Origin of the sequence: Oceanispirochaeta sp. (assembly GCF_027859075.1) — a bacterium.
In the GTDB taxonomy this organism is placed as follows: Bacteria; Spirochaetota; Spirochaetia; order DSM-2461; family DSM-2461; genus Oceanispirochaeta.
The window spans coordinates 16,093-31,593 of record NZ_JAQIBL010000105.1 but is presented as its reverse complement, the minus strand read 5'-3'; the positions used below and the strand labels follow the sequence as shown (position 1 = coordinate 31,593).

14 protein-coding genes are annotated in these 15,501 nt (G+C 44.2%); 7 read left to right on the top strand and 7 right to left on the bottom strand.

The window, feature by feature from the left end:
• Window positions 1-4 precede the first annotated feature (4 nt).
• The 3 genes from PF479_RS05995 to PF479_RS05985 all read right to left on the bottom strand — a co-directional run bounded on the left by PF479_RS05995 (window position 5) and on the right by PF479_RS05985 (window position 2,055).
• Window positions 5-967 carry a succinylglutamate desuccinylase/aspartoacylase family protein gene (locus PF479_RS05995; RefSeq protein WP_298003530.1) on the bottom strand — a complete coding sequence of 321 codons (963 nt, stop codon included), beginning with the start codon at window positions 965-967 and terminating at the stop codon, window positions 5-7.
• Window positions 968-969: 2 nt separating this feature from the next.
• Window positions 970-1,449, bottom strand: coding sequence for a RimK/LysX family protein (locus PF479_RS05990; protein WP_298003527.1), 480 nt, complete (start codon window positions 1,447-1,449; stop codon window positions 970-972).
• A gap of 216 nt (window positions 1,450-1,665) precedes the next feature.
• Window positions 1,666-2,055: a hypothetical protein gene (locus PF479_RS05985; protein ID WP_298003525.1), complete on the bottom strand. Its 390-nt coding sequence runs from the start codon at window positions 2,053-2,055 to the stop codon at window positions 1,666-1,668.
• A gap of 736 nt (window positions 2,056-2,791) precedes the next feature.
• Between PF479_RS05985 and PF479_RS05980 the strand changes: the two genes are divergently transcribed.
• A complete protein-coding gene (locus tag PF479_RS05980) occupies window positions 2,792-5,227 on the top strand; it encodes a transporter substrate-binding domain-containing protein (protein WP_298003522.1) in 2,436 nt (811 codons plus the stop codon).
• A gap of 180 nt (window positions 5,228-5,407) precedes the next feature.
• Here PF479_RS05980 and PF479_RS05975 read toward each other — a convergent pair whose 3' ends face one another.
• On the bottom strand, window positions 5,408-6,208 hold the full coding sequence (locus tag PF479_RS05975) for a helix-turn-helix domain-containing protein (RefSeq protein ID WP_298003519.1): 801 nt from the start codon (window positions 6,206-6,208) through the stop codon (window positions 5,408-5,410).
• Window positions 6,209-6,496: 288 nt separating this feature from the next.
• Here PF479_RS05975 and PF479_RS05970 point away from each other — a divergent pair, with 288 nt between their 5' ends.
• From PF479_RS05970 to PF479_RS05950, 5 genes are all read left to right on the top strand, one after another.
• Complete coding sequence (locus PF479_RS05970; RefSeq protein WP_298003516.1) at window positions 6,497-7,411, top strand: carbohydrate ABC transporter permease; 915 nt, start codon at window positions 6,497-6,499, stop codon at window positions 7,409-7,411.
• Window positions 7,412-7,416: 5 nt separating this feature from the next.
• Entirely contained in the window at window positions 7,417-8,259 is an 843-nt protein-coding gene (locus tag PF479_RS05965) for a carbohydrate ABC transporter permease (protein WP_298003513.1), read from the top strand.
• Between the two features lie 31 nt (window positions 8,260-8,290).
• Window positions 8,291-9,571: an ABC transporter substrate-binding protein gene (locus PF479_RS05960; RefSeq protein WP_298003510.1), complete on the top strand. Its 1,281-nt coding sequence runs from the start codon at window positions 8,291-8,293 to the stop codon at window positions 9,569-9,571.
• Between the two features lie 116 nt (window positions 9,572-9,687).
• Window positions 9,688-10,593, top strand: a complete 906-nt coding sequence (locus tag PF479_RS05955; RefSeq protein ID WP_298003508.1) for a glycoside hydrolase family 43 protein — start codon at window positions 9,688-9,690, stop codon at window positions 10,591-10,593.
• The gene (locus PF479_RS05950) at window positions 10,590-12,695 is read left to right on the top strand and encodes a hypothetical protein (protein ID WP_298003506.1); all 2,106 of its coding nucleotides are present in this window, start codon (window positions 10,590-10,592) and stop codon (window positions 12,693-12,695) included. The genes PF479_RS05955 and PF479_RS05950 overlap by 4 nt, the downstream gene beginning before the upstream one ends.
• 217 nt (window positions 12,696-12,912) lie before the next feature.
• Here PF479_RS05950 and PF479_RS05945 read toward each other — a convergent pair whose 3' ends face one another.
• Window positions 12,913-13,368 carry an IclR family transcriptional regulator C-terminal domain-containing protein gene (locus PF479_RS05945; protein WP_298003504.1) on the bottom strand — a complete coding sequence of 152 codons (456 nt, stop codon included), beginning with the start codon at window positions 13,366-13,368 and terminating at the stop codon, window positions 12,913-12,915.
• A gap of 204 nt (window positions 13,369-13,572) precedes the next feature.
• Window positions 13,573-13,857, bottom strand: coding sequence for a hypothetical protein (locus tag PF479_RS05940; protein ID WP_298003502.1), 285 nt, complete (start codon window positions 13,855-13,857; stop codon window positions 13,573-13,575).
• Between the two features lie 232 nt (window positions 13,858-14,089).
• On the opposite strand from PF479_RS05940, the gene trxA reads away from it, so the two are divergent.
• Window positions 14,090-14,404, top strand: coding sequence for a thioredoxin (trxA, locus tag PF479_RS05935; protein WP_298003500.1), 315 nt, complete (start codon window positions 14,090-14,092; stop codon window positions 14,402-14,404).
• Between the two features lie 3 nt (window positions 14,405-14,407).
• Here trxA and PF479_RS05930 read toward each other — a convergent pair whose 3' ends face one another.
• Window positions 14,408-15,418: a bile acid:sodium symporter gene (locus tag PF479_RS05930; RefSeq protein WP_298003497.1), complete on the bottom strand. Its 1,011-nt coding sequence runs from the start codon at window positions 15,416-15,418 to the stop codon at window positions 14,408-14,410.
• Window positions 15,419-15,501 lie beyond the last annotated feature (83 nt).

The following is a 15,501-nucleotide window of genomic DNA, read 5'->3' as shown; positions in this document are numbered from 1 at the left end:
AGTCTTAGACCTCCGCTATGTGATAAATTGCATCCCCTTGATTCACCAGAGACTGCATATTTCTTCCGATAATCAGACCAGTGCTGTGAGCAATGATACGTCCCAGCCCCTTTCCAAGAGAGTCATGTATGATTCCCAGTGTCTGTCCCTTATAGACAGATTCTCCCAGCTCACTGCCCAAAATAGCAATGCCGCTCTTCTTTGCTCTGAGCCAGGAACTGTTCCTGCTTTCCAGGCAGGGAGACTCAACAGGATCTGTAAAATAAGTTGTCATTCCCTGGTCTGTCAGAATCCTCATGATACCATTCACAGCATAGCGTATGGCTTCGTAATTGAAGCGGTTTGCTTCTCCGCCTTCATAAAGAAGTACTTTTTTACCTTTCTCACTGGCAGCACCCCGGAGAGATCCATCACGGATCTTTGAATGAAGCATGACCGGAGCTCCGAATACTTCACATAATCTTCTGGTCTCCGGATTATCAAGATCCGAACGTATCTGGGGGTAATTTGATCTGTTGTTTGAGCCGGTATGCAGATCAATACCCATATCGCATCTGCTGACGATCTCTGTCATAAATAAATGGGCAATTCTTGCAGCAAGAGAACCCTTCGGTGAACCCGGGAATGATCTGTTGAGATCTCTCCGGTCGGGAAGATACCTTTCTTTGTTCAGAAAGCCATGGACATTGACAATGGGTACTGTGATCAATGTACCGCATAGCTTTTTGGGATTTATCTTCTCCATCACTTGCCTGATTATTTCCACACCAGCCACTTCATCTCCATGAATGGCCGCACTAATCCATAGTACCGGCCCTGGTTCAGAACCATTGAATATATAGAGAGGGATGGATATCTGGTTTCCTGTCACCAGCTTTACCAGAGGTAATTCTCCAGTTGCTTTTGTTCCAGCCTTTACAATCATATTTGCAATTTCGAAGCTGGAGTTTTTTATCCTGACTGACATGTCTAGATTCTTCCTCTATTTTTTCTTCTGATTTCTATTGGGGGTTTACCACCCAGATAAGACTTCCCGGGAATGACCATAAAGTGTTTTTTTATGGCCCCTCGGCCAAGAAGCATTCTAAAACCCATTGTCGACCTGTTGGTCAGAGTCAGTTCTGTCATAATTTCCTGCCCGGCAATAATCAGCCTGGCTATGATGACCGGTCTTTTCTCCTGGCAGCCAGAAGAACTTTTAACATATTTGAACGAAGTGACAGGAGCCGATATCTGAATATTCTCCCTGGAGGTCTTCTGCCAGGGATAGATATCAAAACTGACCCAGCTTTTAGAATCCTTTTCAAAATATTCCAGTTCTCCCACATGAAGTGAAGATGTTCTTGCACCAGTGTCCACTTTGACTTTGATATTGCTGACTTCCCAATCAGGAAAGGATATCCACTCTCTCCAGCCAAGGGCAATAAGATCTGAAAAATCTTTCTTCAACTGATTATTCTCCAATTTTGATTCTAAAGGATTCCTTTTTCATTATAGTTTATTCCAATAAAGAAAAGCATAAACACAAGAAAATATTAGATTTCTATCAGGTTTAATTCTGAGTCTTTTCTTTCAGCCGGGATCCACAAGCGGATGAGTCCCGCCCGACGAATTCCATCAAAATACCAGATTCATAATCAAATGAATCAGAATGGCCCCATAGGGTTATTGAAATATCGATAGGAAATGCGGGGATATTGATTCTAAAAAGATCGACTTCGGTGAGGCCGTGTCCAAATCCCAATTTAAACCCAGTGTTCTCCAGTGTTGAGGAAGGGCAAAACTTTTATTACCCTTTATTTTTGTAATAATGCCCTGTTCGTAATAAACTGTGCTGCCAGCAAGTCTATAGCTTTCTACAAGTTTTCCACTGCCATCTGTAAAATGAACATATTTACCCAGTTCATTAATTTCTTCAACTTTAGTTATTCCGGGAATTACATTATCTACAGGTAATAATGTTGTATGGTCATTATTTAAAATTGTTTCGCCAGATAAAAGGTTTCCTATGGTAGTAGCAAAACAGAATAAGAGTATACAGTACCTTTTATTCATTAGTCCCCCGAACAATAGATAGAAATGATGACTGAATTATTTCAAGTTTATTATTGTAAAGGATGAATTCTAAATTCACCAAAATGAATGCGTTTTATATAAGCTCTAAAAATCAGAATATTTAACTTTTTTATGAACTGGATTTTTCTGTTTCAATAATTTTAGTGCCTCAGTTGACCTCTCCCCCAGATGCACCCAAACGATTTAGTCTCAGATATTTTCAATTGGTGATTATTTCCAGGAAGGAAGTGTAGGGATTTTGTCAAACACCAGATCAGTCAGAGAGTTCCATACGATTGGAAAAATGGAACACACTCTCTTACCTCTGATTGTATAAAGACAATTATCAGTGTTCTTTTTTTAGAATTATAGCGGAAGTTCTCACAGCTTACAAAGCCTCAATCTCTGGGATACAAAGTGATTAAGATTTTTATATCTGATTGTAATATCCTTCTCATTTGCATACAATTTAATTATGAAAAAAATGCCTATGATGAATTTCAAAAATCCTGAAGTTTAAATTGGTATTCTGATTGACCTTTACCGGACCCGAGATCTGGGAAGTAAAAAACAGGAACCTGAATCTTATCTCCAATTTTTCAGAAAGATAAGAATCTTTTCTATGGGGTATACCGTTTTTTATCTCTATTGAAAGTCCTTTGACATGAAGACAGGATGACAAAGATCATTGGATAAGAAAATAGTCAGATGAGGTTATGTCAAAGGAGATAACAAAATGAGTTTTCGAACTAATAATGTATATTCCGGGTGGATGGCTGCCATCTTGCTGGTTTTCATGTTTGTTTGTTCTCCCCTAGTCGCTGAACCTGCTGTGATTACTGTTGGGGTCTATGAAAATGAGCCAAAGGTTTTTTTGAATAAGGACAATCAGCCAGCTGGTTTTTTTGTGGAGCTCATCGAAGAAATTGGTCGGGTAGAAGGTTGGAAGATTAAATATAAATTGGGTACCTGGGACGAGTGCTTGTCAGCCTTGGATAATTCAGAAATAGACATCATGGTTGATGTGGCATTTAGCGAGGCGCGCAGGAATCGCTGGAATTTCAACAAAGAGCCTGTACTCTCCGACTGGTTTCAGATCTATACCGGAAACGAATCAAAAATCAATTCCATAGTTGATCTTACTGGTAAAAAGGTTGCCGTATTAAACCAATCGGTTCAGGCTGATGCCCTCAAAGGGCATTTGATGCAGTTCGGGTTAAATTGTGAACTGGTTTTACTCCCCGATTATCACAAAGTATTTCAATTACTGGCAGAAGGAAAAGTAGATGCGGCTGTTGTCAACAGGTTTTATGGAGCTGCTCATATGTCGTCTAACATTAGGGAAACAGGTATTATTTTTCATCCAACACGGTTACATTTTGCTGCTTCAAAAAATTCCAACCCATTGATTATTAGTGCTCTTGATAAACATCTAGTAAAAATGAAAATCGACCGCGAATCCTTTTATTATAGATCTTTGGCGAAATGGTTTGCCGAAGAACCAGTTCCATACGGAACCCCGACCTGGCTAAAACAAACTATCGGAGGATTGGCCAGTTTCATTATTATATTTATTGGTCTGTCCCTATTTTTGAAAATGAGAATAAAGGAAAAAACATCGGATCTTTTATCTATAACTGAAAAATTACGAGTAAGTGAGGAACAGTACCGGGAACTTTTTGATAATGCCCCATCTGCATATTTCACAATTGATGCTAAGGAAGGAAGAGTTAAACGTTGTAATGTGGGCGCGCAAAAAATGCTTGGTTATACAGCGGAAGTATTAGAGAAAATGAATGTTCTGGATCTTTATATGGAGTCTCCCAATGGCAAAGAGAAAGCAAAGGAAATATCAGAAAGGTTTAAACAGGGAGAATCAATAGTTGATGAAGAGCTGCAGATGATAAGTTCAGATGGAAAACCAATCTGGGTAAGTCTTTCTGTTGAATCAGTGAAGGATCTTGACGGTAATATTATTGAAAGCAGGTCGATAGCTGTTAATATTTCAAATCGTAAAGAACTCGAAAAGCAGCTGTTACAAACGCAGAAGATGGAGGCTCTGGGAGTTCTGTCCGGTGGAATAGCCCACGATTTTAACAACATTCTGTCTGCCATCATTGGCTATACTGAGCTGGCCAAGGCTGATGCCAAATCTCCAGAAGTTATAGAATATCTCACAGAGGTACAGAGGGCTTCTGATCGAGCAACAAGTCTGGTGCAACAGATTCTTACTTTCAGTCGAGAAACTGAGCAGATTATCAGACCACTTCAACCCAAAGTGCTGATAAAAGAGACGATCAAACTTCTCAGGGCGTCTTTACCATCTAACATCAAGGTAAAGCAATCCATTGACAGTGATTCTTATATTCTTGCCGACCCGACCCAAATACATCAGATTATGATGAATCTTTGCACAAATTCGTGGCATGCCATGGAGGAACATGGCGGAACTTTACAAATAGGCCTTTCAGACATCCATCTGAGCAATCCTCTGAATACTGTTACCGGTGAATTAGAACCTGGTGATTACATCAAACTCAGTACAAAAGACAATGGTATAGGGATACCTGATGATATAATTGATTTAATTTTTGATCCATTTTTCACAACAAAGGCTCAAGGGAAAGGAACAGGAATGGGTCTATCTGTAGTTCACGGAATTATATCGAAATATAAAGGTGGTTTGACTCTTGAACGTAATACCGGAGAAGGTGTCACCATCAATATATATTTTCATGTAACTGACGATATTGACAGTAAGGAAAAAAGTACGGAATCTACGGAGATCTCCTCCGGAGAGGTAAATATTTTATTTGTAGACGATGAGGAACCCATCGCGAAAATGGTAGAAAATATTTTCCTACGGCGTGGATGTCATGTTACAAGAACTTCTGACCCACTTGAGGCGTTAAATATTTTTTCAAAGAAACCAGATTTCTTTGACGTTGTAATCACCGATCAGATGATGCCTGACGTTACAGGAGAGAATCTTGCTGCATCAATTCTGGAGCTGAGGGAAAACACCCCGATAATCCTCTGCACCGGATATATAAATGAAATATCAGAAGAAAGAATACGGCAAATAGGAATTAAAAAAATTTTGGCAAAACCTTTGAATAAAGAAAAATTGATTGCTGCTGTTAATGAAGTTCTTGATAAGCAAAAATTATAAAAAAACCACTGAAGTTGACCGTTATTCGGGTATGGAATCTGCTTTTCGATTTACATGGAATGAAGTAAAGATTGAAGATCTGTTTTCTGAACTGTTTCTTTACAGTCTGGAAGAGGTCCAGGAAGTTCCATTTTTAGCATTTTCGCTCATTTTTCTATTTCACAGAACGATGAAAACCTCTTAGTACATGGGTATCGTGTTCTTTTTGAGATTGATCGGTGTCTGATCATAATATTTTTTGAATGCTCTGGAGAAGGAACTCTGATTGCTGTATCCGCATTCCATCGATATGTCGATGATTGACATGGTACCATGCTGTATCAGCTCCTTCGCACGGTTCATCCTGCAGTTTTCAAATATTTTATTAGGTCCGATCCCTCTGGTTTTAATAAAGATTTTTCTCAGCTGGCTGACACTGTATCCCATCTTTTCAGCAGTTTCCTGAATCCCGATTCCTTCATTCATATGGGCGCAGTACCAGGCGATGGAGGCACTGACGACCTGTATATGGTGGTTCCAGGGAATGCTTTCCAGTCGGTCCTCGTAATTTCTGAGAAAGAGGATGCAGAGCTGACGGCAGCAGATTTCAAACTCCAGAATACTGGAATAGCCAGGAGACAAGACCTGAGGAGCCATTTCATTTGCCATTAACAGGATCGAAGCAAGAGATTTTAGATCGACTGAAGCGGAAATGGTTTTACGTCCCTGAAAAATCCTGGACAGTGATTCGGGTACTTCAGAAAAATGAAAAACAGTAATTTCAGAGGGCTCTCTATCGGTAGATGTCCAGCCGTGTGTTGAATCCGGGGTGGAAATCCAGAAATTATGATTGTCTTTCCAGGTTTTCGGTTCATTCCCAAGCTTTGTTAATTTGTTGTTTCCTGAGAGGGTCAGCTGAAATTCCCAATATCCCCTTGTATTTATTATGATAGGTTTTGTTTTGTAATCTCTGAGACCATAATTGCAATACACAAGTGACACGTTTTCCACCTTAAGGACAGGAATAGTTTCTGATTTTTCTCTCTATAAGAACTATAGCCTCAGAGAAAAAAACAATAAAGGGTTCATCATTCGGGAAACTTTACGCGTGAGCGAAAATGCTAAAAAAATGGATTGTTTATGCAAACCTTTTATACCTTTTTCCATAGTACCCTAAGTTATGACTTATCAATATCCGGTTCTAAAATTAGAGAAGTATCAGTCTACTTTCAAACCATACAGCCCAAATCTAAAAAATGCATATTCAGTCATATGGAGAAATATTGAAGAATGAATAGGAAATTACGCGAGAACCTCACTTCCTATGCCTTTCTGACTCCCTGGCTGATTGGATTCTTTGCTCTGACACTGTATCCCATGTTCTTTTCTCTTTTCCTTTCATTTACGAAATATAATCTGCGCCAGCCCCCAGAGTGGGTCGGTCTGCAGAATTTTATTGTTATGTTTGGAGGAAATGATCAGATCCGCGGAGATGAACGTTTTCTGAATTCAGTCTTTGTCACCTTAAAATATGTATTTGTTTCAGTCCCTCTGAAGCTGATATTTGCTCTGGCCGTGGCCATGCTGATGAACAAGAAGCTGCGCCTTATTCCCTTATACAGAACCCTGTACTATATTCCGACACTTCTGGGTGGGTCTGTCGCTATCGCCGTACTGTGGAGACGGATCTTTGCAGGTGACGGACTTCTGAACCTTATTTTAGCCAATGTATTCGGCCTGACAGATCTGCCGGCCTGGATATCCAATCCCAAATATTCACTGATGACACTGATTATGCTGGCTATCTGGCAGTTCGGATCACCGATGATCATTTTTCTGGCAGGATTGCAGCAGATCCCTCAGGAATACTATGAAGCCTCCAGTGTTGACGGAGCCGGTAAGGTGCGGCAGTTCCTTATGATCACTCTGCCCGGACTCTCTCCGATTATTTTCTTTAACTTTGTAATGCAGATGGTCAGTGCTTTCCAGTCTTTTACCCAGGCTTATATTGTCTCGGGCGGTTCCGGTGGTCCTCTGGATACCACGATGTTCTACAGTCTTTATTTATATATTAAAGGTTTCGGTTTCTCAGAAATGGGCTATGCCGCGGCCATGGCCTGGAGCCTACTTGTACTCATTGCAGTTCTGACTGCTCTGGCCTTTAAAGCATCAGGTTCCCTGGTTTCCTACGGAAGCGGAGAATAAGCAGCATGAGAAAACCAAGCCTGATCAACAGACTTTCTACCAATTTATTCATAATCGTACTGGGATTGGGAATGTTATATCCTATCCTCTGGCTCATCGGAGCCTCCTTCAAACCCAGTAATATGATTTTCTCAGATCCGGGAATAATGCCCCAGGTCTTCACCATGGAAAACTATACCAAAGGATGGCTGGGGATTGGAATTGTCGGATTTGATACTTTCTTTCTGAATAGTTTTATCATTTGTTTTCTCAGTGCACTGGCCAATGTCATGTTCTGTTCTCTCACGGCCTATGCATTTGCAAGGCTCAATTTTGTCGGGAAAAAACTGTGGTTTGTGGTCATGATGACAACCCTGATGCTCCCGGCTCATGTCACAACAATACCCCGTTATATCATGTTCCGCACCTTCGGCTGGATTAATACATTTCTGCCCATTGTGGTTCCCAAGTTTTTTGCCACGGATGCCTTCTTTATCTTTTTGCTGGTGCAGTTTATCCGCGGGCTTCCCAGGGATATTGATGAATCGGCTACTATCGATGGATGTAACAAGTTCGGAATCTATACAAGGATCATTCTGCCTTTGACGACTCCGGCGTTGATTTCAACAATTCTCTTCTCTTTTCTATGGACCTGGGATGATTTTTTTAATCAACTGCTCTACCTGACATCACCTGATAAATATACCGTACCTATGGGACTGAGGCTCTTTCTGGATGCATCGGGGATGTCTTCCTGGGGACCCATGTTCGCCATGTCGGTTCTCTCTCTCTTTCCCGCTTTTATTCTATTCTTTTCTTTGCAGAAATATTTTGTGAGAGGAATAGCCACTACTGGAATCAAGGGATAGTAATGTCCCTGAAGAATATATGGAGGAAATCATGAAAAAGTTTTTATTGGCAATGTTTCTGTTTATAACAGGAATGGCAATGGTCTTCGCAACAGGCTCATCTGATAGTATCAAAGCGGATGATGGAACAACTGTAATCCGCTGGGCCTACTGGGGCAGCGGTGAAAGAGTCACAATCAGCCAGGCAGCCATCGATCTTTATGAATCCCGAAATCCTGGAATCAGGGTGAACCCCGAGGTCTCCGGTGGAGCGGGGGACCACTTTGTAAAAGTTGATACTCAGCTTGCCGGTGGCAACGGACCCGATATCATTCAGATGGGAGGTAATATTTACGACTATGCAGATGTTCTTCTTCCCCTGGATCAGTATGCCGGTTCGGCCATCAAGGTCGCTGTTATTGACCCCAGTGCCGTTGCCTCCGGAACAATCCGCGGCAAACTGCTCGGTATTTCCACCGGGGTTACCATGCCCTCATTGGTTTACAACAAGACAATGATCCAAAAAGCTGGTGCTTCTCTTCCAGCAACATCAATGACATATGCCCAGTTCCGGGATTACCTGATTATGCTCAAGTCCAAACTGCCTGCCGGTACTTATCCCATGCAGGATATCGGAGTCATGTCCAGCAGTTCCACTCCCTTCGGATACTGGACCCGCTTCAACGGTACTCCTCTTTTTAATGCTGACAGTAAAACGACAAGCGTCACAGCGGCAGCCGCGCAGAAATACCTTGAGCTGTTTAAGGATTTTAGAGACAGCGGTCTGATTCCCCCCGCAGATATTGCATCAGGATATGCCGAAAGCAATGCCGACACCTCATCACTGATTGCAGGAAAAGTGGCAATCGCCTATCTTTTTACCAGCCAGCTCGGCGGATATCAGGCTGCGACAACGGATGAACTGGATCTTATCGAGTTTCCCGGTGCCGCTGCTGCAAAGTCCCTGTGGCAGGCTCCCAGTCAGTTCTACACCGTGAATAAAGATTCAAAGAATGCCCTGGAAACGGCTAAATTCATCAACTTTCTGGTCAATGATCCTGATGCCGCCCTCATTCTGGGAAGCAACAGAGGATCATCCGCATCTACCACCGCCCGTGCGGCAGGGTCCACCAGCAAGGCAGACCAGAAGATTCTTGATTATATGTCCGTGGCCGGACCTCACTCCTCTATGGAAACAGACCATGTTCCCAATGATACCGAGTTCAACAGTACTCTGTATCTGATTTATCAGAGAGTTGCTTTCGGTCAGATCAGCCCGAAGGAAGGTGGTGAGCAAATTCACGATCTTCTTCTCAGATTGATTTCCAAATAAGACTTCAGCAGGAACAGGATTCATTTACTGTTCCTGCATTCTTAAAAAGCTCAAAATTAATATTAATTGGCCTTTATAGGGTGATTTTTTTTCAAAAGGAAGCAGGGGGTGGTCCATTGATCCATAGAAAAAATCTTCAGATACGCGATCCCTTTATCGTTCCAGTCATTTCGGAAGATCGATATTACTTATTCGGAACCACCGACGAGAATCCATGGAACCAGCCGGGGGTAGGTTTTAATGCTTATTCCAGTACAGATCTGGAGAATTTCGAAGGGCCTTATCAGGTCTTTTCACCATCCGGTGGATTCTGGGGTACCCATGATTTCTGGGCTCCTGAACTTCATATTTACCAAGGGCGGTTTTACCTTTTTGCTACCTTCACATCCGATTCTTGCAGAAGAGGGACTCAGATTCTGGTCTCTGATTCAATTCTTGGTCCTTTTGAACCCCTGATAAACGGCGCGGTCACTCCTGATGGATGGGAGTGTCTGGACGGAACCCTTTTTATCGATCTCCAGGGATTCCCCTGGATGGTCTTTTGTCATGAATGGGTCCAGGCCCATGACGGTGGGATTTATGCAATGCCTTTGAGTTCGGATCTAAGCCATGCCACGGGGGAGCTCCAGCTTCTCTTCAAGGCATCTGCTGCTCTCTGGCCGAAAACACTGGAACGGCGTGACGGTTCGGGACTCTCTGATGCCCGGGTGACAGACGGTCCTTTTCTGCATCTCCAGGCAGACGGCAGACTTGTGATGCTCTGGTCCAGTCTGGGGCAGCAGGGTTATGCCATGGGCTGTGCTGTATCTGACAGCGGCCTCATTACGGGGCCCTGGCGGCAGAATCATACGCCTCTGATCTCTCTGGATGGAGGACATGGAATGGTCTTCAAAGATTTTTCAGGAAAGCTTCAGCTGACCTATCATACTCCCAACAAAACACCTTTGGAACGTTTTGTTTTTCAGGAAGTGAAAGAGTCGGCGGATGGTCTCATTCCGGTACACATCAGGGAGAAAGTATGAGCAGAATAGACAGAGAAGCCCTGGTCCGCAGGCATAATCCCGTCAGCCGGAGCTGGAATCCCCAGGCTCCCCTTTCCGTGGGGAATGGAGATTTTGCCTTTACAGCCGATTTTACCGGCCTGCAGACCTGCGGCGATCATCCCGCGGGATCAATCCCCCTCTGTACCATGAGCCAATGGGGGCTCCACTCCTATCCGGAGGCCCCTGAAAATGATAATGATCTGCGTCTTAAAGAGTATCAATGCGTCGGCAGGACTGTAGGTTACATGTCCGATTCGGAGGGGCAGGAAGAACTCTACAATGGTCTGCGTGTTAACCCGCACCGTTTTCATCTGGGCAAGATCGGTCTGTATTTTGATTCTGTTACCGACCATCCCGACTCACCGGGAGGCCCCTCGTCTGAGGATCTTCTGGAGTCCCATATTACAGAGGTGGAGCAGACTCTTGACCTCTGGACAGGGCAGCTGCACAGCCGTTTTCATCATGATGGGCAGTCCGTGTCGGTCGAGACGGTCTGCCACCCTGACAAGGATATGATCGCTGTACGCATAGAAAGTCCTCTTCTGGCAGAGGGTGAAATCGGTCTCGATCTCAGATTTCCCTATGCCTCGCATAAAATGGAGGGATCCGACTGGTCTAAAAACAGTCTCCACAGTTCCACATTGAACAGCCGGTCAACTTCTTCCTATCTGATTGAAAGAATCATGGACGAATCCAGGTATTCTGTGAGCCTGGATTTTTCTCCTGAAGGGAATGTTCAGCCGGTACAAAAAGCAGATCATCACTGGGTTTTTACAACAGACCGTACTGTCATGGAATTCACCATCTGCTTCTCTCCTGTATCTCCCGGAGCCGGGGTTCTGAAGGGCTCAGAGGACTTCCAGGATACCGCTGATGCGAGTGCCCTGTGGTGGAATCGGTTCTGGTTTGTGGGAGCCGCTGTTTCTTTTGAAGGAAGCCGGGACAAGAGGGCGGTTGAACTGGAACGGCGGATTATTCTGTCTCAGTACCTGCTGGCCATTCAGAGTTTGGGATCCCTGCCGCCGGCGGAAACAGGGCTGACCTGCAACAGCTGGTACGGAAAATTTCATCTGGAAATGCATGTCTGGCATGCCCTTCACGGCCTTCTCTGGAACAGAGCCAGCCTTGTCGAGCAGAGCCTCTCCTGGTATCAGGACATACTTCCGGGTGCCCGGGATCGGGCGGTGCAGCAGGGGTATAAAGGGGGGCGCTGGCCGAAGATGACTGATCCTTCTGGCAAGGACAGCCCCTCTCAGATCGGAACTCTGCTCTGCTGGCAGCAGCCCCATATGATTCTTTTTGCAGAGCTGCTTTATAGATTGAATCCTACTGAAAAGCTACTTTCAGACTATGGGGAAAGAGTCTTTGAAACCGCTGCCTTTATGGCTGATTATGCGATCTGGGATGAAGACACAGGGCGGTATGTTCTGGGGCCTCCCCTTATTCCGGCTCAGGAAAATCATGACCCCGAAGAGACTCTGAATCCCTGTTTTGAGCTGGAATACTGGCGCTGGGGTTTGAAAACGGCCATCGAGTGGAAGACGCGCCTGGGAGAAGCGGTTCCCTCCCGATGGGAAGAGGTCCTTGCAGGTCTCAGCAGCTGTCCTCTGGATGGTAAACACCAACGCTATGCCGCCCATGAGCGGTGTAGTGACAGCTTTGGACGTTATGGAACCGATCACCCCTCCATGCTGCTGGCTTACGGATTTCTACCCCTTCAGACGGTGGACCCTCAGATCATGTCCAACAGTTATGATGCGGTCATTGACCACTGGCAGATGGAAACAATGTGGGGCTGGGATTTCCCATCCATGGCCATGACTCTGGCCAGACTGGGCCGACGTAAAGAGGCTGTGGATGCTCTTTTGATGGACGGTCCCAAAAATTTATATCTCTTCAACGGTCATAACCGGCAGGAGGGACATGATGCTCTGCCCCTTTACCTTCCCGGCAATGGAGCGCTCCTTCTGGCAACGGCAATGATGGCGGGCGGCTGGGACGGCAGTGAAGGTCATGCTCCGGGATTCCCCGATGATGGGAGCTGGACCGTGGCCTGTGAAGGATTTGCCCCGTATCTGTAAGGTCAAAACAAGGTTTATCCTGCAGGATCATTGAGTTTCTTCGGAAGAATGAGTCTTAAATCTCTTTTTAAATTTTGAAATTTTCATTCTGCTGTCCTAGTACAGATAGTGCAAAAACCAATCCTTAAAAATGAGTTGAACTAGGCCATTCATGAGATATTGCATCAAAGGCTCAGAAGACACAAATAGGGGAACCCTGCCTGAAAAGAGACTCAGATCATCTCTGATACAGGTTTCCCTCATTCCCTCGAATCTCATCTGAAATATTTCCGGCTATATCCTTTATTTCATTGAGCAATTCTGGTTTCCTCTTCGGGGTAAGGCGCACCTGGGGCACGGTAATACTGATCGCGGCAATGACTTTTTGATTTTTTGTGAAGCCTTCAAATTTGAGTTTGGGAATCACCTCATCCAGATAACTTTGTTCCTGTCCCGCAAGAAGCATCTTTCCCAGGCCTGTACAGTGCAGGGGAGCGTGCCCTCCTGTGCGGGACTGTATCACAACCCTGAGGCTGCGGCTGGTATCCCACTTATTCAGATAATAGAGTTCGTCATTCTTAAGCACCGCCAGATGCAGGGTCTCGTTCACCTGATTGTGAAACTCATTCATATAGGGATCAGCAATCTCTCTCAACCAGCTGAAGGAGGGGTTGGGATGGATCAGGTCTGACATTTTGATTTACGGACTCAGCGGGGATTTTAAAGATTCACCCAGGGATGCATTGGAATTTGCAGTGGCCTCGTCCTGTCTCTGTCATTCCATCTAAGGGGACTTTAATTACTCCAGTTATGAAGAAGTGATGGCTCAGAAAAATGGAAGCATAACAGGCCGTGTGAAAAGATAGTTTCCTTCCTCTATAAGAGGGGGGGGCTGTCTTTACAGTACCTCCTCTCTGGTATGTCCGTAATTCCGGCGTTGATACCCTTGGGAGCGTTTTCGGGCGTATTCCCGGGCATTTTCCAGTTCGATAAACTCTCCCTTGTAAAGAAAGCCATTCTCCTGGGTTTCACATTCAAAAGAGCGGTAAAGCATCATCGTCTCAATGGGTTTGAGTTCGCCGTCATAGACCTGCTTGATTTTGTCCTGATCATCCCTCTCTATCCACATGCGTTCATGGTAGCGGGATACGCCGCTGACCCGTTCTAAATCTTCTTCTTTCATGGGTTCCTCACACAGGAGGCAGTTTACAACAGGTCTCCCTGTTCATTCCAGAGGATGCCGTGTTTGTTTGGGACATGAACAATAGAACTCAAGTGTACACAAACAGTCTGCTCTTTATTCAAGAATATCCTGCCTTCATTATAAGCAATTTGTCCCCATCCGGGAAAGTTTCTATATTCTTTTCTTGCCCCCGTCCTTTCCATCCCTTATTTTACGGGTATAAGGAGTTCATATGTCTGATTTCCCCCCCAATTTTGAGGATCTGATCAATACAAGCGACCTGCCTGTTCTGGTGGATTTTTATGCCGATTGGTGCGGTCCCTGTAAAATGGTAAGCCCAATCATTGCTCAACTGGCGAAGGAGTACAAAGGCCGGATTGTTGCCGTTAAAATCGATACAGAGAAAAAACAGTCCCTTGCTGCCGGATACTCCATCCAGTCCATTCCGACCATCATGCTGTTCCATAAAGGCAAACAGTTGATGCGCCTTCAAGGCGCTTATCCCTATGAATCACTGAAGGCGGAGCTGGATAAAAACCTGCCCTGATTCTCAGTTTTTCTGTTCCTGGAGAATCTTTTTTTCATTTGATTCATCTCCAGGATCACCGAAGATCCTGGGAGACAGTTTTACGTACCATGCTGAAATCTGTATCTGAATGATGTAACCCAATGCAATCACCAGGGCAATTCGGGACCCCTCTTTTCCAAAGGATGTCATAGCTATGGCCAGAGCGATGGAAAGATTCCTCAATACGGTTCCATACACCAGGGCAAGACCGTCTCTTCTGTTGAAGAATGTTTTTCCGATAATGGTGCTGATCAGGATATTCAGTATATAAAGGATAAGGAGCGGTGGAATCAGGGATATAAATGAGACAGGATCAGACATGATGGATTTTGCCTTTAAAGCCATGGCAACGAAGACCATGAGTAAAACCCCTAGCGATGATACCGGAGGGAAACGTTTTTTGATCTGTTTTTGATACTTTTCTGTGCCATATCTTTTAATGAGAAGGGTCTGAGTCAGACTCCCCAGGAGCATGGGCAATAGAACAATCACTAAAATCTGGGTGAATATTTTCACAACAGGAATGGTTATGGTTGCTCCCATGAGGGTTTGAATATAGAAGGGTGTCAGCAGAGACCCGATCAATAAACCAAAGACTGTCATCTTAACAGCGGCTTCCATATTTCCCTTGGACATTCCTGTCCATGAAATGGTCATACCTGAGGTCGGTAAAAGAGACACAAGCAGAAATCCCAATGCAAAATAGGGTTGGTCTGCAAAGAATACCTTTCCTATGAAGAAGGCAATAAAGGGGATGAGGCCAAAATTGATAAGCTGTGTGACCAGCTGTACTTTTATATCTCCCCCCTCAAATATTTTTTTGAACTGCATCGTCACCATCATGGGGTATACCATAAGGAAGGTGAGGGGCAGTATCATGTTTTTTAAGGGATCAGGATCATCGAGAGCAATGCCTGTTAAAAATCCGGCGGCCATAAAGAGAGGTACTGTCCAACTGAGATTCTTTTGCAGGAAAGAAAGAATTTTCATCATTAAAAATCTCCATAATTAATATATATGAAAAATAATATGTTTTAAAACAAGATGCAAGACCATTTTTCAATATATTCATAAAT